This is a genomic window from Pseudomonas sp. LBUM1656 (assembly GCF_059716065.1).
Map to the genome: position 1 here is coordinate 4,433,762 of NZ_CP166800.1, position 18,969 is coordinate 4,452,730.

Sequence of the window (18,969 nt, forward strand, 5' to 3'; positions counted from 1 at the left end):
CGTCCCGCTGCTATGCTGGCGGCTCATGCCGCCAGTGTTCGTTCTGCCATGACCACCAAGAAAGACACCGTGCCCCTACCCGAAGACCTGCGTGTACTCCTCACCGTGATCCGCAAGAGCGGTTTCGCCGCCGCGGCCGATGAGCTGGGCCTGTCGCCCGCCTACGTCAGCAAGCGCATCCAGATTCTCGAAACCACCCTCGGCACCCGCCTGCTCCATCGCACCAGTCGCCGCATCGCCCTGACCGAGGACGGTGAACGGGTCCAGCGCTGGGCGCTGCGCATTCTCGATGACTTCCAGCAACTGCACGACGAACTCTCCGACGCCCACGACAGCCCTCGCGGGCGCTTGCATTTGTGCACGAGTTTCGGCTTCGGCCGCATTCATGTGGCACCGGCCCTGTCGTTCTTGGCCGAGCGCTACCCGGATCTGGAGATTCGCCTCGACCTGTTCGATCGGGTGGTGGACATCGTCAACGAAGGCTTTGATCTGGAGATCCGTGTCGGCGATGACATTCCCGGTCAGCACATTGGCCGGCAGTTGGTGAGTAACCGGCGGGTGCTGTGCGCGGCCCCGGCCTATCTGCAACGCCGGGGCACGCCGCAAACCCTGAGCGATCTGGAGCAGCACGATTGCCTGGTGCTCAAGGAGCGCGACAATTCTTTTGGTGTCTGGAACCTGGAACGCGAGGGGGTTCTGGACAGCGTAAGGGTCAGCGGGCCGTTGTCGTCCAACAGCGGAGAGATTGTCTTGCAGTGGGCGCTGGATGGGCGCGGGGTGTTGCTGCGCTCATTGTGGGATGTGAAACCGTTGCTGGAGCAAGGGCGGCTGGTGCAACTGCTGCCGGAATATACCCAGAGCGCCAACGTCTGGGCGGTGTACCCGACGCGGCTGGCGTATTCGGGGAAATTGCGCGCGTGTGTGGAGTTCTTGCAGGAGCATTTCAAGGGGTTGTCGGTGTAGCCGAAGCCTCAACTGGAATCTGTGCCTGATAAAGATTGATTGTGGGAGCGGGCTTGCTCGCGAAGGCGTCGTGTCAGTCGCCATCAACGTTGACTGACACACCGCCTTCGCGAGCAAGCCCGCTCCCACAATTGGATTTGTGTTTCAGCTTAGCCAGGGGTTGGCGGCCAGGTGATTGCGCTCGAAGGCTTTGATCTGTTCGCTGCGCTGCAGGGTGCTGCCGATGGCGTCGAGGCCCAGCAGCAATGCGGTTTTACGCAAGGTATCGATCTCGAAGGGGATGACCCGACCATCGTGGAGGCGAATCTCCTGATCTTCCAGATCGACATGGATCAGCGCGCTGTCCGGCTCACTGACCACTTGCCCAAGCCGCTGTGACGCTGCCTCATCGAGGGTAATCAACAACACCCCGTTACGCTGGCAGTTGTCATAAAAAATCCCGGCAAAGCTGCTGCCGATCAGCGCCCGAATCCCCATCTGCTTCAAGCCCCACACCGCGTGCTCACGGCTCGACCCGCAGCCGAAGTTCGGCCCGACCACCATGAAACTTGCACCCTGCCATGCCGGTTTGTTCAGCACGAACTGGGGATTAAGCGAACCGTCCGGCAAGAACCGCAGGTCAAAAAACAAGCCACGATCCAGCCCGGCGCGGTCGATGCCCTTGAGAAACTGCTTGGGCATGATCACGTCGGTGTCGATATTGGCCGCGAGCATCGGCGCGGCCTTGCCGGTGACCTGAGTGAAAGGTTGCAGGCTCATGCGCGGTCTCCAAAGTGGCGGATGTCGGTCAAGCGGCCGGTGATCGCTGCCGCGGCGACCATCGCCGGGCTCATTAGGTGCGTGCGCGCGCCCGCACCCTGACGGCCTTCGAAATTGCGGTTGGTGCTGGAGGCGCAGCGGTCGCCCGGCGCCAGCACGTCGTCGTTCATCGCCAGGCACATCGAGCAGCCGGACTGCCGCCACTCAAAGCCGGCCTCGATAAAGATCGCCGCCAGGCCTTCGGCTTCAGCCTGATTGCGCACCTCGGTGGAGCCCGGCACGATCATCGCCCGCACGTGCCCGGCGACGTGTTTGCCGCGCACCACGCTGGCGGCATCGCGCAGGTCTTCGATGCGCGCGTTGGTGCAGGAGCCGATAAAGGCGTGGCTGATGACAATGTCGCTGAGCGGCATGCCGGCTTCGAGGCCCATGTAATTCAGGGCGCGGCGCATGTCCTGACGCAGGATCAGGTCGCTGATGTCCTGCGGGTCAGGCACGCGCGCGCCGATCGGGGAGGCCTGGTCCGGGCTGGTGCCCCACGTCACCATCGGTTCCAGGGCGTTGGCCTCAACCCGGACTTCACGGTCGAAGTGCGCGTCCGCGTCGCTGTACAAGGCGCGCCATTTCTCCAGCGCTTGCTCCCACAACGTGCCTTTGGGAGCGCGGGGTTTGCCCTTGAGGTAGGCGAAGACTTTCTCGTCCGGGGCCATGAACGCACCCCGCGCGCCGGCCTCGACGGCCATGTTGCAGATGGTCATGCGCGCTTCGACACTCAGGGCATCGATGGTCGAGCCGCAAAATTCGATGGCGTAGCCAGTCGCGCCTGACGCGCCGATCTGGCCGATCAGCGCCATGATCACGTCCTTGGACGTCAGCCCCGGCGCCAACTCGCCATCTACCGTCACGCGCATGCTTTTCAGGCGTTTGTAGACCAGAGTCTGGGACGCCAGCAAGTGCTCGATTTCCGAAGTGCCAATACCGAAGCCGAACGCACCAAGGGCGCCATAGGTGGTGGTGTGGCTGTCGCCCGCGGCGATCACCATGCCCGGCAGGATAAAACCCTGCTCCGGGGCGATGACGTGTTCGATGCCCTGACGTTTGTTGAGGATGTCGATCAACTCGATGCCGAAGTCCCGGCAGTTTTCCGCCAGGTACGACACCTGCCGCGCGCCACCGGGGTCCGGCATCGCGGCGATGCGTAACGGGGCGGTGGGGTTGACGTGATCGACCACCGCCAACGCGGTTCCGGCACGCCAGACTCCGCGCCCGGCCTCGCGCAAACCGCTGAACGCCTGGGGACTGGTGTATTCGTTGATGACCTGGCGATCGATGTACAACAGGACGTGGCCCTGGTCATCGAGGCGACACACCGTGTGGGAATCGATGTGTTTGTCGTAGAGGGTTCTTGCTGGAGTCATGGAGGTGCTCGCTCAGGCTCGCGGGTGAAAGGCGTCTGAGCTCCATCTTAGGGAGTGGTCCATAGCCATCAATGGCCGGAAAGTGATCCCGTGAACCATGGTTCGTGTTGGATCGGTAAAACACCGCAATCACATATGAATGCAGCCCCCCTGTGGGAGCGGGCTTGCTCGCGAAGACGGTGTGTCATTCAACATTGATATCGACTGACAAGACGCCTTCGCGAGCAAGCCCGCTCCCACGGGGGGGTTATGGGTTGGCGGGAACGCGAAACATTTACTTTCACATTGCCGTTCGGGATTTCCGGTTCTCATCCGTCCTATATAGATGCAGTCAGTCCGCGTAGGCAAAAGCCACGGGCCGGCCTTTCATGGACCTCATCGCTGGGAAGCCCGCAGCAGAGGCCCTCTCACTGATACAAGACCTTTAATCATGTCGAAGAAATCCCGCTCCAAACTCTGGTTTCTGGTCCACAGCTGGCTGGCCTTGCCGATCTGGTTTTTCGTGCTGATCGTCTGTGTCACCGGCACGCTGGCGGTGGTCAGTCAGGAAATCGTCTGGCTGGCCAACCCGCAAATGCGCGCCAGTCAACCATCGGACGACGCGCCGCTGCTCAGCTATGACCAGATCATCGCCGCCATCAAGAAGGCGGAACCGAACACCCTGGTCGAGGGCATCAGCCGGCCCGACGAGTCGCACTTCGCGCTCGATGTCAGCGTCAGCTACCCCGACGGGCGCTCGGTGACGGTTTACGTCAACCCATACACTGGCGTGATTCAGGGCGCCGCCCCGCAATTCAATTTCCAGGCCTTCACCCGTGCATTGCATGGCTGGTGGCTGGTGCCGTTCACCAACGGTTACAGCTGGGGCTGGTACCTGGTGTCGTTCTTGAGTCTGCCTTTACTGGCGTCTTTGGTGACCGGGCTGGTGGTCTACAAGCGTTTCTGGAAAGGCTTCTTTCGGCCGACGCTGCGTATCCGTCATGGCGCGCGGATTTTCTGGGGCGACTTTCACCGCCTGAGCGGCATCTGGTCGATCTGGTTCATCGCAGTGATTTCCATCACCAGCACGTGGTTCCTGATCCAGGCGTTCATGTTCGATAACCAGGTGTCGATTTCCACCGCCCCAGTGGCCTTGGTGGTCCCGCGTGAAAGCGTACCGGTGAGTACCGATGGCTCGCCGGCGCCGATGATCAGCCTGGAGGCCGCGATTGCCCAGGCCAAGGAACGCATTCCCGGCCTGGAAGACAGCTTCGTCAGCATGCCCGCCAATGCCTACAGCTACCTGACGGTGGGTGGTCGCAGTTGGTATCCGTTGATGTTCCAGACCGCCGAAATCAACCCGTACACCGGTGATATCGCCGCCACCCGCCTGCTGTCGGACCGTTCCGGCCTGGAGCTGGTGACCGAATCCATGCGGCCGTTGCACACCGGTGATTTCGGCGGCCTCTGGATCAAGCTGATCTGGTTCTTCTTCGGTTTGATCCTGAGCATGATGGTCCTTAGCGGCCTGCTGATCTGGACCAAGCGCACCGCCCTGGCCACGGCCAATGCCCTCAAGCGCAAAGACAAACGTCCGCGCACCGCCGTCGTCACACGCCGTGAAACCACGGAGGCCAGCCAATGAGCCTGTTCATCGCTGACAAACCTGCCTCGAAGCTGAGCCGCTTCTGGCACAAATGGCGCTTCCACATCAACGTACTGCTGTTGCTGGTGCCGCTGGGGTTCATGCCCAAATACTTTGCCGACGCGGCGCTGTTTCGCGGCGACACCGGCCTCGGTGAGCGGGAAATCGGTGAAGTGAAGGTCGGTCCCTGGAGCCTGCGCCTCGCCGAGTTGCGCAACGAAGCCCCGACCCTCGATGGCCCGGCCGGCCACATGAAGAGCTTCAGCGCGGCGCTGTGCGACAGCTGCCGCGATCAGGTCAAGGCCACGTACCTGCGCATCGGCAAACCCCGCAGCCTGCGCGCCGCCGGAGTGATTTTCTTCGGCACGCCGTACCGCATGGGCGCCATGCTGCCGATCCCGGACAAGACCAAAGCCGACGCCGAACTGTGGATCACTATGGAAGGCTGGGACGGCGCGATGCACCAAGCGTCGATCCCGCTGAGCCAGGCATCCCCCGCCACCCTCGCGTGGCTGAACAAACAAGGAGGCAAACCATGACGCTACGTTCCCTGAACGCGGCTTTGCTGGTGCTCTGCACCGGTTTCAGCGCCAGCGCCCTGGCCCACAACCCGATGTGCGAATGCAAAGCCATCGACGCCGAACAAATCAAATGCACCGGCGGTTTCTCCGACGGCAGCGGCGCGCCAGGCGTGACGCTGGATGTGATCGGCTACGACGAAACCATTCTGGTGCCGGGCAAGCTCGGCGCCGATTCGACCCTGACCTTCAAGAAGCCCGGCGCCGAGTTCTACGTGCTGTTCGACGCAGGCCCCGGCCACGTCGTCGAGATCGACCAAGCGGACATCGAAGCCCCATGAGTACGCCTACTACACACGTCGTTCGCCCGGCCGGTGCCGGTCATGAAACCCTGTATGTGTTGCTGTTGTGTCTGATGATCCTGGCGGTGGCCGGCTCGGTGGTCGCCTGGCGCCATGAGTCTCAGGAAGTCAGCAGCGTCGGCAGCCATCAACTGGATGCCCGCCGCGACCTCAGCGCGTCCGAGCAAGGGATCTACGCCGACCTGCGGGTGACCCTGGACGAGATCCACCTGCTGCGCCAGGAACAGCAAGCGCTGCCGACACCACAAAATCTTGCCGATGAAGGCTTTGCACCGTTTGCCCAGGACGCCAGTTCCGTCAGCCGTGGCAGCCATGCCTGGTATTTGCTCGCCGCCAAGGCGTACTTCGGTCAAAGCCAGACGCCTGCCGTGGCCGGTTCGTTTTTGATGCGCCTGACTGCCGACGACGACGCACCTGACGTCTGGCTCAACCGCGGTAAAGCCCTCGCGGCCCCGACCGATCTGACTGACGCCGCGCTGGAAAGCGCCGGCTGGCAGCAGATCGTCGCGCAATTCGATGCCGGCGTAACCCGCCAGCACCGGCACTGAACCCTCGCCTTCACCCGAGAGAAGACCGCTTTCCCATGCCCATTTCATCTCAACGCTCTTTCCTGCGCCCGCTGCTGGTCGGCCTGCTAGCCTTGCTGCTGACGCCACTGGCCAGCGCCGACGAAGCCAAGCGCTTGCGCATCGGCATCACCCTGCACCCTTATTACAGCTACGTGGCCAATATCGTCGGTGACAAGGCCGAGGTGGTGCCGCTGATTCCGGCCGGTTTCAACCCGCATGCCTACGAGCCGCGCGCCGAAGACATCAAGCGCATCAGCGGACTGGACGTGGTCGTGTTAAACGGCGTTGGTCATGACGACTTCGCCGACCGCATGATTGCCGCCAGCGAAACCCCGAACGTCCCGGTGATCGAAGCCAACGAAAACGTGCCGCTGCTGGCCGCCACCGGCGTCGCCGCACGCGGTGCCGGCAAGGTCGTGAACCCGCACACTTTCCTGTCGATCAGCGCCTCGATTGCCCAGGTCAACAACATCGCCCGGGAACTGGGCAAGCTCGACCCGGCCAACGCCAAGACCTACACCCAGAACGCCCGCGCCTACGGCAAACGCCTGCGGCAGATGCGCGCCGATGCCCTGGCGAAACTGACCCAGGCACCGAACGCCGAGCTGCGAGTGGCCACTGTTCACGCGGCGTATGACTATCTGCTGCGTGAATTCGGCCTGGAAGTGACGGCCGTGGTCGAACCGGCCCACGGTATCGAGCCGAGCCCGAGCCAGCTGAAAAAAACCATCGATCAACTGCGGGAACTCGACGTGAAGGTGATCTTCTCAGAGATGGATTTCCCGTCCTCCTATGTCGACACCATCCAGCGTGAATCCGGGGTCAAGCTGTACCCGCTGTCGCACATTTCCTATGGCGAATACACCGCCGACAAGTACGAAAAGGAAATGACCGGCAACCTCAACACCGTGGTCCGGGCGATTCAGGAGTCGGGGAAATGACCTCAAAAGAAACCATTCTGGCCAACGATGCCCCCCCTGTGGGAGCGGGCTTGCTCGCGAATACGGCGTGTCATTCAACGTTGATGTCGACTGATCCACCGCTTTCGCGAGCAAGCCCGCTCCCACAAAGTACCGGGCCGACGCTGGATTTTGCGCAGGTCAGTTTGACGCTGGGCCGCACGACCATCCTCGACAACGTGACCTTCCAGGTCCAGCCCGGCAGCGTGCATGCGCTGGTCGGCCCGAACGGTGGCGGCAAAAGTTCGCTGATCAAGACCCTGCTCGGACAGATGCCGCATCAGGGCCGCTTGAGCCTGAAATGGCCAGGCACACCCGGGACCATCGGCTACGTGCCTCAGGCGCTGGAATTCGATCGCGGTCTGCCGATGACTGTCGACGACTTCATGGCCGCGATGTGTCAACGTCGGCCCGCGTTTCTCGGTTTGAGCAAGCATTACGCGGCAGCGATTGGTGAAGCCCTGGAACGGGTCGGCATGCAGGACAAACGCAAGCGGCGCATGGGCGCGTTGTCCGGCGGTGAGCGTCAGCGCGTATTGCTCGCTCAAGGGTTGATCCCGGCGCCGCAGTTGCTGGTGCTCGACGAACCGATGTCGGCCCTTGATGAGGCCGGTATCCAGGTGTTCGAACGACTGCTCGGCGACTGGCGCCAGAGCGGCATAACCGTGTTGTGGATCGAGCATGATCTGGAAGCAGTCGGACGTCTGGCGGATCGCGTCACCGGGCTCAATCGCCGGGTGCTGTTCGATGCCACGGCCAAGGAAGCATTGACTCCCGAGCGCTTGCTGACCCTGTTCTCGACCCATCCACGGAGCGCTGCCTGATGAGTTATGAAGCCTTTCGTTTGATGGTCCAGGGCTGGGCGTCGTCGGGTTATCTGCCTGAAGCGCTGGCCTATGGATTTGTGGTCAACGCCCTGCTCGCCGGCTTGCTGATCGGCCCGGTGCTGGGCGGCCTGGGCACGCTGGTGGTGGTCAAGCGTTTCGCGTTTTTCTCCGAAGCAGTGGGTCACGCGGCACTGACCGGCGTGGCCATCGGCATCCTGCTCGGCGAACCTTACACCGGGCCTTACGGCAGCCTGTTCGGTTACTGCCTGCTGTTTGGCATCCTGCTCAACTACCTGCGCAACCGCACGGGGTTGGCACCGGATACGTTGATCGGCGTGTTTCTCTCGGTGTCACTGGCACTGGGTGCAAGCCTGCTGCTGATCCTGGCGGGCAAGATCAACGTGCACATTCTCGAAAACGTGCTGTTCGGTTCGGTGCTGACGGTCAACGGTAATGACCTGCTGGTGCTGGCCATCGTCGGCTCGCTGGTGATGGCGCTGGCCTTGCCGCTGTACAACCGCATCATGCTGGCCAGTTTCAACCCGCAACTGGCGGCGGTACGCGGTGTGGCCGTGAAGACGCTGGATTATCTGTTTGTGATTCTGGTGACCCTGATCACCGTGGCCGCAGTGAAAGTCATCGGCGCGATTCTGGTCGGTGCGCTGCTGGTGATTCCGGCGGCCGCGGCACGTTTGCTCAGCCAGTCGCTGAAGGGCTTTTTCTGGTGTTCGGTGTTGATCGCCACGGTCAGTACGCTGTGCGGCATTCTCGCGCCGATTGTCTTCGACCTGCCTATTCCGTCCGGCGCCGCGATCATTCTGGTCGCCGGTATCGCCTTCGCTCTCGCCGCCATTGCGCGTGGCGTCGTCCCAAGCCTGAAAGGGAATCTCGGATAAATGTCTTTTCCTCTGCGTCAATTGACCCTGGCCGTTGCCCTGTGTGGATTGGTCAATACTTCCTTTGCAGTGGACAGCACCAAGCCGTTGCGCGTATTGGCGTCCTTGCCGATCACTTACGGTCTGGGCGAAGTTCTGCTCAAGGGAACCGATGTCAGCCTCGAGCGTGCTGCGCCAGCGAACCTGCCGGGCAGCCGTCAGACTGCCTACTTCACTGGGCGCGGCGCTCCGGCGCTGGCCAAACTGGCGACCGACGCCGATGCGGTGATCGGCCTGCGTTCGCTGTGGACGGATGATCCGCTGTACCCGATCTCGCGGCGCAGCAACATCCGTATCATCGAAGTCGACGCCGCCCGCCCCGTGGACGGTGCCCTGCCCGGCATCGCCGTGCAGCCGGGCAACAAGGTCGACGGGTTGAACAGTCAGCCATGGTTTTCCAGCAACAACATGGGGCGGATGGCGGATGTGATGGCGGCTGACCTGGTGCGCCTGGCGCCCGCGGCCAAACCGAAGATCGAGGCTAACCTGGCGGCGTTGAAGCAGCGCTTGCTCAAGCTCAGTGCGGACAGCGAAGCGCGGTTGGCCAGTGCCGACAACCTCAGTGTGATGAGCCTGAGCGATCACTTCGGCTACCTGATCGGCGGCCTGAATCTGGAGCTGATCGGCCTCGATGCACGGCCGGATGCCGAGTGGACGCCTGAAGCGCTGAAGCAATTGGGCGCGACGCTGAAGGACAATGACGTGGCGGTGGTGTTGCATCATCGCCAGCCGTCGGAGGCGGTGAAAACCGTGATTGCCGAGGCTGGCAGTCGGTTGGTGGTGTTGAGTGTGGACTCGGAGGATCCGGTGGCTGAGCTGGAGGGGAATGTGGATCTGGTGATCAAGGGGTTGAGCGGGGTTTAACGTCAGTTAGTCCGCGTTATCGTTCTTCGCGAGCAAGCCCGCTCCCACATTTAACCGCGTTCGCCCGGACAACTCGGTCAAGTGTGGGAGCGGGCTTGCTCGCGAAGGCAGCCTGACAGGCAACACAAATCCCGGACATGAAAAAGCCCGCTAACTGTTTCCAGTTCAGCGGGCTTCTTTTTGCGCCGTGACTTAACTATCCACCGCCGCCTGCTCGTCCATCTTCTGGCGCAAGCTCAACGGGCGCATATCGGTCCAGGTTTCTTCGATGTAGGCCAGGCATTCCTTTTTCAGACCGCTCTTGCCCACGGTGCGCCAGCCGGCAGGCACGGCTTTGTAGTCGGGCCAGATCGAGTATTGCTCTTCGTGGTTGACCACGACCTGAAAGAGGATGTCCTCGCGGTCGAATACTGACGTCATGGTGTGTCTCCATCGCTGTAGGGTGGGCTGCGCCGCATGCGCAGCCGGTATGTAGAAGGAACGTACCGGAAGCTGAAAAATTTACAGGCTGGCAGTGGCAGCAGCCATGGCCCGGCCGAAAATTTCGGCCACCCGATCGATTTCCGCGGCGGTAATCACCAGCGGCGGCAGGAAGCGCACCACGCCGCCATGACGCCCGCCCAGCTCAAGAATCAGCCCGCGCTTGAGGCATTCACGCTGCACCAGTGGCGCCAGGCGCCCGAAGATCGGCGGATGCCTCAATGCATCGGGCGTGCCCGTCGGATCGACCAGTTCAACGCCAAGCATCAAGCCGCGACCGCGAATATCGCCCAGTTGCGGGAAGTCCCGCTGCAGGATGCGCAAGTGTTCGCTCAAACGTTCGCCCATGGCGGCGGCGTGCTCGCAGACCTTGTGTTCGGTCAGGTAACGCATCACCGCAGAGCCCGCGGCCATGGCCATCTGATTGCCACGGAAGGTCCCGGCATGGGCGCCAGGTAGCCAGGTGTCGAGCCAGTCGCGGTAGACCACCACCGCCAGCGGCAGGCTGCCGCCGATGGCTTTGGACATCACCACCACGTCCGGAATGATCCCGGCGTGCTCGAAGGCGAACATCTTGCCGGTGCGGGCGAAACCGCTCTGGATTTCATCGACGATCAGCGCCACGCCGGCCTGTTCGGTGATGCGTCGCAGGCCGCGCAGCCAATCGAGATCGGCCGGGATCACCCCGCCCTCGCCCTGCACCGCTTCGACGATCACCGCCGCCGGCAATTGCACGCCGGCCTCGGGATCATTCAGCAGGTTTTCCAGGTAGCTCAGGTTGACTTTCACCCCTTGCGCGCCGCCGAGCCCGAACGGGCAGCGGTAATCGTAAGGATACGGCATGAATTGCACGCCGTTGCTGAGCAAGGCGCCCAACGGCTTTTTCGGCCCCAGGCTGCCCATCAGGCTCAACGCGCCCTGGCTCATGCCATGATAACCGCCCTGGAACGACAACACGGTGCTGCGTCCGGTGGCGGTGCGCACCAGTTTCAGCGCGGCTTCCACCGCGTCGGTGCCGGTCGGGCCACAGAACTGGATCTTCGCCTCAGCAGCCAAGGCCGGTGGCAGCAAACCGAACAGGTCCTGGACGAACTGATCCTTGACCGGCGTGGTCAGGTCGAGGGTGTGCAGCGGCAGTTCATCGGTCAGCACTTGCTGGATCGCTTCGATCACCACCGGATGGTTATGCCCCAGGGCCAATGTCCCGGCGCCGGCCAGGCAGTCGATGAAACGGCGGCCTTCGACGTCTTCGACATAAATGCCCTTGGCGCGCTTGAGCGCCAGGGGAATGCGCCGCGGGTAGCTGCGGGCATTCGACTCCTGCTGGTTTTGACGGGCCAGCAGCGGCGATTCGTTGAACTGATACAGCGTCTCGGCCGGCGCCGGAGTGATCCGGGCCGACTGATCTTCCATAAGGCTGGTAGCGACTGACATCTCTCGACCCCTCAATAAGGTTTTCCTGTTCTGGAAACGCATCAGGGCGCCGAGGATTTAGACCCTCGATCAGCTTTCTATGAAGGCGATGTCAGTGCTTTGTGCATGGGGATGGCGCGGAGCCCGGCCACGGTAAAGATTTCGGCGCAGGGCCGGTAGCCCAAATGACGGTAAAAGGCCTCGCTGGTGCGGGTGCTGTTGAGCCGTGCCTGAGCCAACCCCTGATTGATCAACCAGCCTTCGAGGTCGTGGACCAGCGCCTCTCCGGCACCGCGACGGAACCATTCCGGCTGCACGTAGCAGAACGCAACCTTGCCACTGATCGCCGCCATGGCGACACCGACCGGTTTGTCCTGCAACAGGGCGATGTTCAGGTACAACCGTTGGTCGGCCAGCCAGGGCTGCACGTGTTCGATGGTTTTGTTGTGGGTCCAGGTGGCAACGGTTCGCGGGTCGTTGCGGTGGTCGAGCGCGCAGCCGACACGAATGGAGCGCTCGACGATCCGGCTGATGATGCCGGCGTCGGCGGGGGTTGCCTTGCAGATGTGAATCGATGCATCCATGGCGCTGTTACCTCAATCCATTGAGAAAAAGCTGCCGGGGACGATAGCGCTGTGGCGCGTCGGTGACTAATGGAGAGACGTTACATTTGGTGTGCAACACAGATGATCCCCTGTGGGAGCGGGCTTGCTCGCGAAGGCGGACTCACAGCCAACATCATCGTTGAATGTTAAACCGCTTTCGCGAGCAAGCCCGCTCCCACACTGGTTCTGGGGTGTGGGTTAGAGGGGTTGCAGGGGCATCGTCAACTCAACACGCAACCCGTCCGGCCGGCTGTCGAAATGCAGGGTGCAGCCGCAGCGCTGGACAATCGCCTGGACAATCGCCAGGCCCAGTCCGCAGCCGGTGCTCTGGCCGTGGCGCCAGAAGCGTTGGGTCAGGTGTTGCAGGTCGTCTTCGGCAATGCCCGGGCCGTGGTCGCGGACCAGGAAGCGTGCACGACTGCCGGTGGTTTCCAGGCTCAGTTCCACCGCCCCATCGCCTGGGGTATGGCGCAGGGCGTTGTCCAGCAGGTTGCGCAACGCGGCGATCGACAGCACCGCGGGCATTTGCACCGGCGCATCGGAGAACTTCGCCGGCAGTTGCAGCTTGATTCGCCGACGATCGCCGCTGGCAGCATCCTGAATCGCCAGTTTCGCCACTTGTTCGGCGCTGCATTGCACACCGTCATCGAACGACAGACTGCCCTCGACCCGCGCCAGCAACAGCAATTGCTCCAGCGTGCGGTGCATGCGGTCGGCACCTTCTTCGGCCCGGGCCAGGGACTGATCCCGGGCCGCGCCCTCGGTCATGCGCGCCACTTGCAGGTGGGTTTTGATCGCCGTCAGCGGGCTGCGCAATTCGTGGGCCGCGTCGCCGGTCAGGCGGCGTTCGCGCTCGATGGTCTTGCCGATGCGCTGGAACAGCTGATTCTGGGTGTCCAGCAACGGTTGAAGCTCGCTGGGCAGCGGCTGAATCTGCAAGGGTTCAAGCGAGTCGGCACTGCGCCGCATCAAGGCATCGCGCATCCGGTTCAGCGGCGCCAGCCCCTGGCCGATCCCCAGCCACAACAGGCACAGGCAGCCGAGCAACGCCACGCCCACCGGCACCGAAGCGGCCAGCAGGATCGACATGTTGAGCGCCTCGCGCTCGATCTGTCGGTCAGCGGTGGTGATACGCAAATCGCCGCGGGCCAGGGTGAAGCTGCGCCACGGCGCGCCGTCGATCATCTGATCGTGGAAGCCCATTTTCTCGGCTTCGAGAGTTTGTTGCGGGTCGGTGTGACTGCGGGCGAGGATTTCGCCGCGCAACGAGCTGACCTGGCAGGCCATGCCACCGGGAATATTTAATTGTTCAGCACTGAAGTGGGTGCCCTCGCCCTTGCTCGGCAGTGCCGGCAATTGCTCCATCAGGCCGGCGACCATGCGCGCTGATGCCACCAGCCGCTGGTCGAGGGAAAACATCATTTGGTTGCGCAGGTCACTGAGCATCCAGGCTGCCGCCAGGGCCCAGATCAGCGCGAAGGCGGCGCCGAGCGTCAGGCTCAGGCGCAAACGCAGGCTCATCACTTTTTCAATTCCTCTCCACCATCGGCCGGCCCCAGGCGATACCCCAGGCCGCGCACGGTCTCGACAATGCCATTGCCGAGTTTGCGCCGCAGGTGATGGATATGCACGTTGAGGGCGTTGCTTTCCAGCTCGTCATTGAACCCGTAAACGCTGTCTTTCAATTGCTCGGTGGACAGCACCCGGCCACGGTTATGCAACAGGGCCTGCAACAGCGACTGTTCACGCCGCGAAAGGTCGACGGACTGACCGCCGAGCATGGTTTCACGGCTGCTCGGGTCGTAGGTCAGACGGCCATGTTCGATCAGGTTGACGCTGCGCCCCGCCACTCGTCGCAACAAAGTGTGCAGGCGAGCGGCGAGTTCACGCAGGTCGAACGGCTTGAGCAGGTAATCGTCGGCGCCGGCCTGCAGGCCATCGACGCGATCGGTGACCGAGTCCCGCGCCGTGAGAATCAGCACCGGAATCTCCAGGCCACTGTGACGCAACTGCTGCAACAACTTCAGGCCATCCTCATCGGGAAGGCCAAGGTCGAGCACCATGACGTCGAACTCAGCCACTTTGAGCATCGCCCGGGCGGAGGACGCCGTCGCCACATGCTCCACGGTCAAGCCCTGGGCGGTGAGGCCGGCGACAATGCCGCTGGCGATCAGCTCATCGTCTTCGCAAACCAGTACGTGCATGGTGGGCCCCGTAGAAAAAAGGTGATTAAGCCGCTGGCCGATTAAGCGGACATTATGCCGCAAGCGCCATAGCCACAAGGCCGTCGCGGTTAATCATCGGTTAATCGCCGCCTCCCATTGTGCACCTCACTTGCACAGGGATAAGGCCTACCCATGCGTCGACTGTTTTTATTCTTTGTTCTCTTGATCTCGGGTGTGGCCCAGGCAGGGACCAATCCGTTCGATACAAAACCTGAATTCCTGCCAGTGGAAAAGGCCTTTGTCTTCACCTCCGAGCGCCTTGAATCGGGCGAAACACAGCTCTATTGGCAGATTACCGACGGTTATTACCTTTATCAGAAACGCCTGAAATTCGAGGGGTTGCCCCCGGAGCTGCATCCACCATTACCTGAAGGCGAAGCGCACAGTGATGAGTTCTTCGGCGAACAACAGGTCTATCGCCAAGGCCTGGAGCTGAAGATTCCGGCAGGCGCCACCGGTCAGATCAAGGTGGGCTTCCAGGGCTGTGCCGATGCCGGTTTGTGCTATCCGCCGCAAACCCAGGTCGTGGATCTGGGCGGCAGCGCCGCGGTCGCCACCAACGAAGCACCGGACCAGGCCCTGGCCAGCGGTCTGCAACAACGGGCGCTGGGCTGGAGTTTGCTGGTGTTCTTCGGTCTGGGCTTGTTGCTGGCCTTCACCCCTTGCTCGTTGCCGATGCTGCCGATCCTGGCGGGTTTGATCGTCGGCAGCGGCGCCACGCCCAAACGCGGCTTCGCCCTGGCGACCAGTTATGTGGTGAGCATGGCGCTGGTGTATGCGGCAATGGGCGTGCTGGCAGCGCTGCTGGGTGCGAACCTTCAGGCGCTGTTGCAGAACCCTTGGCTGCTGGGCAGTTTCGCGGCGATATTTGTGTTGCTGGCGTTGCCGATGTTCGGTTTCTTCGAGCTGCAATTGCCGGTGGCGGTGCGTGATCGGCTGGAAAATGTCTCGCGCAATCAACGCGGCGGTAGCCTGATCGGTGCCGGCGTGCTGGGGGCGTTGTCGGGGTTGCTGGTCGGCCCGTGCATGACCGCGCCCTTGGCCGGCGCCCTGCTCTACATCGCGCAAAGCGGTAATGCGCTGCATGGCGGGCTGATTCTGTTCGCCATGGGCGTCGGCATTGGTGTGCCGCTGTTGCTGCTGGTGACTGTGGGCAATCGCTTCCTGCCCAAACCCGGCGCCTGGATGAACCTGCTCAAAGGCATCTTCGGTTTCCTGTTCCTCGCCACCGCCCTGCTGATGCTGCGCCCGGTGCTGGATCAATCGCTGTGGATCGGTTTGTGCGGCGCCTTGTTGCTGATAGCCGCCTACAGCGCCTGGAAACAGTCGGAAGGTTTTGGTCGCGTCGCCCATCTGTTCGGCGCCAGTTCGCTGCTGCTCGGGATCTGGGGCGGTCTGCTGATGATCGGCGCCGCCGGTGGCAGCGATGATTTGCTCAAACCGTTGCAGGTCTACAGCGCCTCAGCTTCTTCCGGTAATGCCAATCGCCCGACCGGCCATGAGGCGTTCACCACGATCAACAGTCCGCAAGTGCTGCAACAGGAACTCGACGCCGCCCAGGCCAAGGGCCAGTGGGTGCTGCTGGACTACTACGCCGACTGGTGCGTGTCGTGCAAGGTCATGGAAAAACAGGTCTTCGGCAAAGCCAACGTGATGGAAGCGCTGAGTGATGTGCGCTTGCTACGGCTGGACGTGACCGCCGACAATGCCGCCAGCCGCGAACTGCTCGGCCGTTATAAAGTGCCGGGGCCACCGAGTTTTCTGTGGATCGGCGCCGACGGCCAGGAGCGTCGCAGCCAGCGCATCACCGGCGAGGTTGATGCCGACACCTTCCTGCAACGCTGGACCACCACCCGAGACGCCCGTTAATGCTGACCTTTACCCTCGGCACCTTTGCCATCGCGCTCAACCATCTGCTGCTGATCAGTGCTTTGGCGCTGGCGACATTTGTCGGCTGGCGGGTGGCCAAGCGCGGAGGTGAAAACCCGGAATCGGCGCTGTTCAGCCTGTTTTTGCTGGGGATGCTGGCGGCGCGGGTCGGTTTCGTGGTCGCCTACTGGGCCCACTATCGCAACGATCCGTGGCAGATCATCGACTTGCGCGATGGCGGCTTCCTCGCCTGGCCCGGGGTGATTGTGCTGCTGCTCACGGCGTTGTACCGCGGTTGGCGTCGACCCGGTTTGCGCCGCCCACTGGGCTTTGGCGTGGCCAGCGGCCTGGCGTTCTGGCTGCTGGCGACCTTCTCCCTGAGTATTTACGAACAAGGCACGCGCTTGCCGGAAATCGCCCTGCGCAATGCCGCCGGCGAAACCGTGCAACTGGCGGACTACAAGGGTGGCCCACTGGTCATCAACCTCTGGGCCACTTGGTGCCCGCCGTGCCGCCGGGAAATGCCGGTGCTGGAAAACGCCCAGCAACAGCGCCCGGACCTGACCTTCCTGTTCGTCAATCAGGCCGAGAGCATGCAAAGCGTCAGCACCTTCCTCGAAACCCAGGGCCTGAGCCTGACCAACGTGCTGTTCGACGGCAGTGGTCGATTGGGTCAGGCCGTGGGTTCCATGGCATTGCCGACTACGCTGTTCTATAGCCCTGACGGTCGATTGCTCGGCAGCCATTTGGGCGAACTCTCGGATGCCAGCCTGGCCCGCGCCCTGGAAAATTTCGACACCCCTTCTCCTGCCGTACCGGCCACCTCTTCAAGGAAACTGCCATGCCCCGCCTCCGCCACCTGCTGACCCTGACCTTGGGCGCAGCATTGCTGCACCTGCCGTCGGTGCAGGCCGCCGAAGAATTGCCTGAAGCGATCAAGAAGATCGAAGCCAAGGGCGCCAAGATCGTCGGTCAGTTCGACGCACCCGACGGTCTACGCGGGTATGCCGCGCAATACCAGAACCGCGGCATGGCGCTGTACCTGACCCCGGATGGCAAGCATGTGTTGCTCGGCAATCTTTACGACGCCGAGGGCAATGACCTGAGCAGCGCACCGTTGCAGAAGCTGGTCTACGCGCCGATGTCCAAGGAAGTCTGGGGCAAGATGGAAGCCAGCAACTGGATCGGCGACGGCAAAAAAGATGCGCCACGCGTGGTGTACCTGTTCAGCGACCCAAACTGCCCTTACTGCAACATGTTTTGGGAACAGGCGCGGCCATGGGTCAAGGCTGGCAAGGTGCAACTGCGGCACATCATGGTCGGGATCATTCGCGAAGACAGCCCGGGCAAATCCGCCGCGCTGCTGGCCGCCAAGGACCCGAGCAAGGCGCTGGAAGATCATGAGAAGTCCGGCAAGGGCAGTTCTCTCAAAGCCTTGAAAGACGTGCCGCCGGCGATTCAGGCGAAACTGGCGGCGAACATGCAGCTGATGGAAGACCTGGAACTGCAGGCCACCCCGGCGATTTTCTACATGGACGACAAGGGCGAGTTGCAACAACAGCAAGGCGCGCCTTCGCCGGACAAGTTGGTGAAGATTCTCGGGCCGAAGTAGTTTGCTTCAGAGACTCACTGAACGCACCGGCCCCTTCGCGAGCAAGCCCGCTCCCACATTGGAATGCATTTCCCTGTGGGAGCGAGCTTGCTCGCGAAGAACGATTACGCGGTCTTGCAGGCTCTCTCGCCTAGAAACTTCAACAACGCCTCGGTAACGAACTGCGGATTCTCCAGATTGGAGATATGCCCCGCCTCCGGCACCAGCACAGATGGGCAACCAATCAACTCAGCCATTTCCTTCGTTTCAGACGGCGGACGCGGCTTATCCTGATCGCCGCACATCACCAGTGTGGTTTCAGGATTCAGTTCGCCCAGACGCGGCAGCAGATCATCCCGACCAAACGTAATTCGCCCCATCGGCACAATGCTTTCACGCAGACGCTCGGCCGGCAACGCGGCCAGTTTCGCGCGGAAATCCTGATACAGCGTCGACTGCGGATCGATCCCCGGACGGAAGAAAATCGGCACGACGATGTCGAGCAGCTGCGGCGCGATCACGCCGGTGTCTTCGATCTGTTTGAACAGTGAGAAATAGTACTGGCGAGTCGGTTCCGGCTCGACGCCGACGTAGGTGTCCATCAGCACCAGGCCGTTGATTCGCTGTGGCGCGGACAGCGCCAGTCGAACACCCCACATGCCACCCACCGACAGACCGACCAGCGAGACACGATCAATGTCCAGATGATCGAGCAGCGCCAAGGCCTGACGGGCGATGTCATCCAGCGATCGGGTGTTTTCGGGAAGTGGGCCGGATTCGCCGTGGCCCCACAGGTCCAGGGCAATGACCCGGTAGTGCTGCGACAACGCAGCAATCTGCGGTGCCCACATGGCCTGGTCCCACAGGTAGCTGCCGGCCAGCAATACTGCCGGGCCGGTGCCTTGATCGATGTAGTGAAGGGCTTGTCCGTCAACTGTTACGAAGGGCATTGACTGTCTCCTTTGTGAAAACTGGAGTCGGGAGACTG

The 18,969-nt window shown here is 62.2% G+C and carries 20 protein-coding genes; 12 read left to right on the forward strand and 8 right to left on the reverse strand.

What is annotated here, in order from left to right; all coding sequences use genetic code 11:
* The first annotated feature begins 12 nt into the window (after positions 1–12).
* Complete coding sequence (locus ACA072_RS19925; RefSeq protein ID WP_497625016.1) at positions 13–963, forward strand: LysR substrate-binding domain-containing protein; 951 nt, start codon at positions 13–15, stop codon at positions 961–963.
* Positions 964–1,107: 144 nt separating this feature from the next.
* Here ACA072_RS19925 and leuD read toward each other — a convergent pair whose 3' ends face one another.
* A complete protein-coding gene (gene leuD / locus ACA072_RS19930) occupies positions 1,108–1,722 on the reverse strand; it encodes a 3-isopropylmalate dehydratase small subunit (protein WP_497620061.1) in 615 nt (204 codons plus the stop codon).
* Positions 1,719–3,140 (reverse strand): 3-isopropylmalate dehydratase large subunit, encoded by a 1,422-nt coding sequence (leuC, locus tag ACA072_RS19935; RefSeq protein ID WP_497620063.1) that lies wholly within the window; start codon positions 3,138–3,140, stop codon positions 1,719–1,721. Before leuC ends, leuD begins: the two co-directional genes overlap by 4 nt.
* A 430-nt stretch (positions 3,141–3,570) precedes the next feature.
* Between leuC and ACA072_RS19940 the strand changes: the two genes are divergently transcribed.
* The 8 genes from ACA072_RS19940 (at position 3,571) to ACA072_RS19975 (ending at position 9,798) form a co-directional block, all read left to right on the forward strand.
* Complete coding sequence (locus tag ACA072_RS19940; RefSeq protein ID WP_497620065.1) at positions 3,571–4,764, forward strand: PepSY-associated TM helix domain-containing protein; 1,194 nt, start codon at positions 3,571–3,573, stop codon at positions 4,762–4,764.
* Positions 4,761–5,303: a PA2404 family protein gene (locus tag ACA072_RS19945; protein ID WP_497620066.1), complete on the forward strand. Its 543-nt coding sequence runs from the start codon at positions 4,761–4,763 to the stop codon at positions 5,301–5,303. The genes ACA072_RS19940 and ACA072_RS19945 overlap by 4 nt, the downstream gene beginning before the upstream one ends.
* The gene (locus ACA072_RS19950; protein WP_497620068.1) at positions 5,300–5,623 is read left to right on the forward strand and encodes a hypothetical protein; all 324 of its coding nucleotides are present in this window, start codon (positions 5,300–5,302) and stop codon (positions 5,621–5,623) included. The genes ACA072_RS19945 and ACA072_RS19950 overlap by 4 nt, the downstream gene beginning before the upstream one ends.
* Positions 5,620–6,192 carry a DUF6162 family protein gene (locus ACA072_RS19955; RefSeq protein ID WP_497620070.1) on the forward strand — a complete coding sequence of 191 codons (573 nt, stop codon included), beginning with the start codon at positions 5,620–5,622 and terminating at the stop codon, positions 6,190–6,192. Before ACA072_RS19950 ends, ACA072_RS19955 begins: the two co-directional genes overlap by 4 nt.
* A 35-nt stretch (positions 6,193–6,227) precedes the next feature.
* Complete coding sequence (locus tag ACA072_RS19960) at positions 6,228–7,154, forward strand: metal ABC transporter substrate-binding protein (protein WP_497620071.1); 927 nt, start codon at positions 6,228–6,230, stop codon at positions 7,152–7,154.
* Between the two features lie 83 nt (positions 7,155–7,237).
* Positions 7,238–7,996, forward strand: coding sequence for a metal ABC transporter ATP-binding protein (locus tag ACA072_RS19965; RefSeq protein ID WP_497625017.1), 759 nt, complete (start codon positions 7,238–7,240; stop codon positions 7,994–7,996).
* Positions 7,996–8,895, forward strand: coding sequence for a metal ABC transporter permease (locus ACA072_RS19970; protein ID WP_003226663.1), 900 nt, complete (start codon positions 7,996–7,998; stop codon positions 8,893–8,895). The genes ACA072_RS19965 and ACA072_RS19970 overlap by 1 nt, the downstream gene beginning before the upstream one ends.
* Complete coding sequence (locus tag ACA072_RS19975) at positions 8,896–9,798, forward strand: metal ABC transporter substrate-binding protein (protein ID WP_497620074.1); 903 nt, start codon at positions 8,896–8,898, stop codon at positions 9,796–9,798. It abuts the gene before it with no gap.
* Between the two features lie 192 nt (positions 9,799–9,990).
* On the opposite strand, the gene ACA072_RS19980 is transcribed toward ACA072_RS19975, so the two are convergent.
* The 5 genes from ACA072_RS19980 to ACA072_RS20000 all read right to left on the reverse strand — a co-directional run bounded on the left by ACA072_RS19980 (position 9,991) and on the right by ACA072_RS20000 (position 14,500).
* Complete coding sequence (locus ACA072_RS19980) at positions 9,991–10,218, reverse strand: MbtH family protein (RefSeq protein ID WP_497620076.1); 228 nt, start codon at positions 10,216–10,218, stop codon at positions 9,991–9,993.
* Between the two features lie 81 nt (positions 10,219–10,299).
* Positions 10,300–11,712, reverse strand: a complete 1,413-nt coding sequence (locus ACA072_RS19985; RefSeq protein WP_497620078.1) for an aspartate aminotransferase family protein — start codon at positions 11,710–11,712, stop codon at positions 10,300–10,302.
* A 77-nt stretch (positions 11,713–11,789) separates the two neighbouring features.
* Positions 11,790–12,275, reverse strand: a complete 486-nt coding sequence (locus ACA072_RS19990; protein ID WP_497620079.1) for a GNAT family N-acetyltransferase — start codon at positions 12,273–12,275, stop codon at positions 11,790–11,792.
* Between the two features lie 219 nt (positions 12,276–12,494).
* Positions 12,495–13,820, reverse strand: coding sequence for an ATP-binding protein (locus ACA072_RS19995; protein WP_497620081.1), 1,326 nt, complete (start codon positions 13,818–13,820; stop codon positions 12,495–12,497).
* Positions 13,817–14,500 (reverse strand): response regulator, encoded by a 684-nt coding sequence (locus tag ACA072_RS20000; RefSeq protein WP_497329659.1) that lies wholly within the window; start codon positions 14,498–14,500, stop codon positions 13,817–13,819. Before ACA072_RS20000 ends, ACA072_RS19995 begins: the two co-directional genes overlap by 4 nt.
* A 153-nt stretch (positions 14,501–14,653) precedes the next feature.
* On the opposite strand from ACA072_RS20000, the gene dsbD reads away from it, so the two are divergent.
* From dsbD to dsbG, 3 genes are read left to right on the forward strand one after another with little or no spacing between them, the layout of a single operon-like run.
* A complete protein-coding gene (dsbD, locus tag ACA072_RS20005) occupies positions 14,654–16,390 on the forward strand; it encodes a protein-disulfide reductase DsbD (RefSeq protein WP_497620084.1) in 1,737 nt (578 codons plus the stop codon).
* Positions 16,390–17,256: a TlpA disulfide reductase family protein gene (locus ACA072_RS20010; RefSeq protein WP_109633534.1), complete on the forward strand. Its 867-nt coding sequence runs from the start codon at positions 16,390–16,392 to the stop codon at positions 17,254–17,256. The genes dsbD and ACA072_RS20010 overlap by 1 nt, the downstream gene beginning before the upstream one ends.
* On the forward strand, positions 17,232–18,002 hold the full coding sequence (gene dsbG, locus ACA072_RS20015; protein WP_497620087.1) for a thiol:disulfide interchange protein DsbG: 771 nt from the start codon (positions 17,232–17,234) through the stop codon (positions 18,000–18,002). The genes ACA072_RS20010 and dsbG overlap by 25 nt, the downstream gene beginning before the upstream one ends.
* A 104-nt stretch (positions 18,003–18,106) precedes the next feature.
* Here dsbG and ACA072_RS20020 read toward each other — a convergent pair whose 3' ends face one another.
* The gene (locus ACA072_RS20020) at positions 18,107–18,931 is read right to left on the reverse strand and encodes an alpha/beta fold hydrolase (RefSeq protein ID WP_497620089.1); all 825 of its coding nucleotides are present in this window, start codon (positions 18,929–18,931) and stop codon (positions 18,107–18,109) included.
* Between the last annotated feature and the right edge of the window lie 38 nt (positions 18,932–18,969).

Bases quoted from the DNA above. Each gene is read 5' to 3' on its own strand.
- dsbG (WP_497620087.1), top strand. From the start codon at position 17,232: ATGCCCCGCCTCCGCCACCTGCTGACCCTGACCTTGGGCGCAGCATTG.
- ACA072_RS20010 (WP_109633534.1), top strand. From the start codon at position 16,390: ATGCTGACCTTTACCCTCGGCACCTTTGCCATCGCGCTCAACCATCTG.
- ACA072_RS19940 (WP_497620065.1), top strand. From the start codon at position 3,571: ATGTCGAAGAAATCCCGCTCCAAACTCTGGTTTCTGGTCCACAGCTGG.
- ACA072_RS19985 (WP_497620078.1), bottom strand. From the start codon at position 11,712: ATGTCAGTCGCTACCAGCCTTATGGAAGATCAGTCGGCCCGGATCACT.
- ACA072_RS20020 (WP_497620089.1), bottom strand. From the start codon at position 18,931: ATGCCCTTCGTAACAGTTGACGGACAAGCCCTTCACTACATCGATCAA.
- ACA072_RS19970 (WP_003226663.1), top strand. From the start codon at position 7,996: ATGAGTTATGAAGCCTTTCGTTTGATGGTCCAGGGCTGGGCGTCGTCG.
- ACA072_RS20000 (WP_497329659.1), bottom strand. From the start codon at position 14,500: ATGCACGTACTGGTTTGCGAAGACGATGAGCTGATCGCCAGCGGCATT.
- ACA072_RS19945 (WP_497620066.1), top strand. From the start codon at position 4,761: ATGAGCCTGTTCATCGCTGACAAACCTGCCTCGAAGCTGAGCCGCTTC.
- ACA072_RS19925 (WP_497625016.1), top strand. From the start codon at position 13: ATGCTGGCGGCTCATGCCGCCAGTGTTCGTTCTGCCATGACCACCAAG.
- ACA072_RS19950 (WP_497620068.1), top strand. From the start codon at position 5,300: ATGACGCTACGTTCCCTGAACGCGGCTTTGCTGGTGCTCTGCACCGGT.
- ACA072_RS19975 (WP_497620074.1), top strand. From the start codon at position 8,896: ATGTCTTTTCCTCTGCGTCAATTGACCCTGGCCGTTGCCCTGTGTGGA.
- leuD (WP_497620061.1), bottom strand. From the start codon at position 1,722: ATGAGCCTGCAACCTTTCACTCAGGTCACCGGCAAGGCCGCGCCGATG.
- ACA072_RS19965 (WP_497625017.1), top strand. From the start codon at position 7,238: ATGTCGACTGATCCACCGCTTTCGCGAGCAAGCCCGCTCCCACAAAGT.
- ACA072_RS19980 (WP_497620076.1), bottom strand. From the start codon at position 10,218: ATGACGTCAGTATTCGACCGCGAGGACATCCTCTTTCAGGTCGTGGTC.
- dsbD (WP_497620084.1), top strand. From the start codon at position 14,654: ATGCGTCGACTGTTTTTATTCTTTGTTCTCTTGATCTCGGGTGTGGCC.
- ACA072_RS19955 (WP_497620070.1), top strand. From the start codon at position 5,620: ATGAGTACGCCTACTACACACGTCGTTCGCCCGGCCGGTGCCGGTCAT.
- ACA072_RS19990 (WP_497620079.1), bottom strand. From the start codon at position 12,275: ATGGATGCATCGATTCACATCTGCAAGGCAACCCCCGCCGACGCCGGC.
- leuC (WP_497620063.1), bottom strand. From the start codon at position 3,140: ATGACTCCAGCAAGAACCCTCTACGACAAACACATCGATTCCCACACG.
- ACA072_RS19960 (WP_497620071.1), top strand. From the start codon at position 6,228: ATGCCCATTTCATCTCAACGCTCTTTCCTGCGCCCGCTGCTGGTCGGC.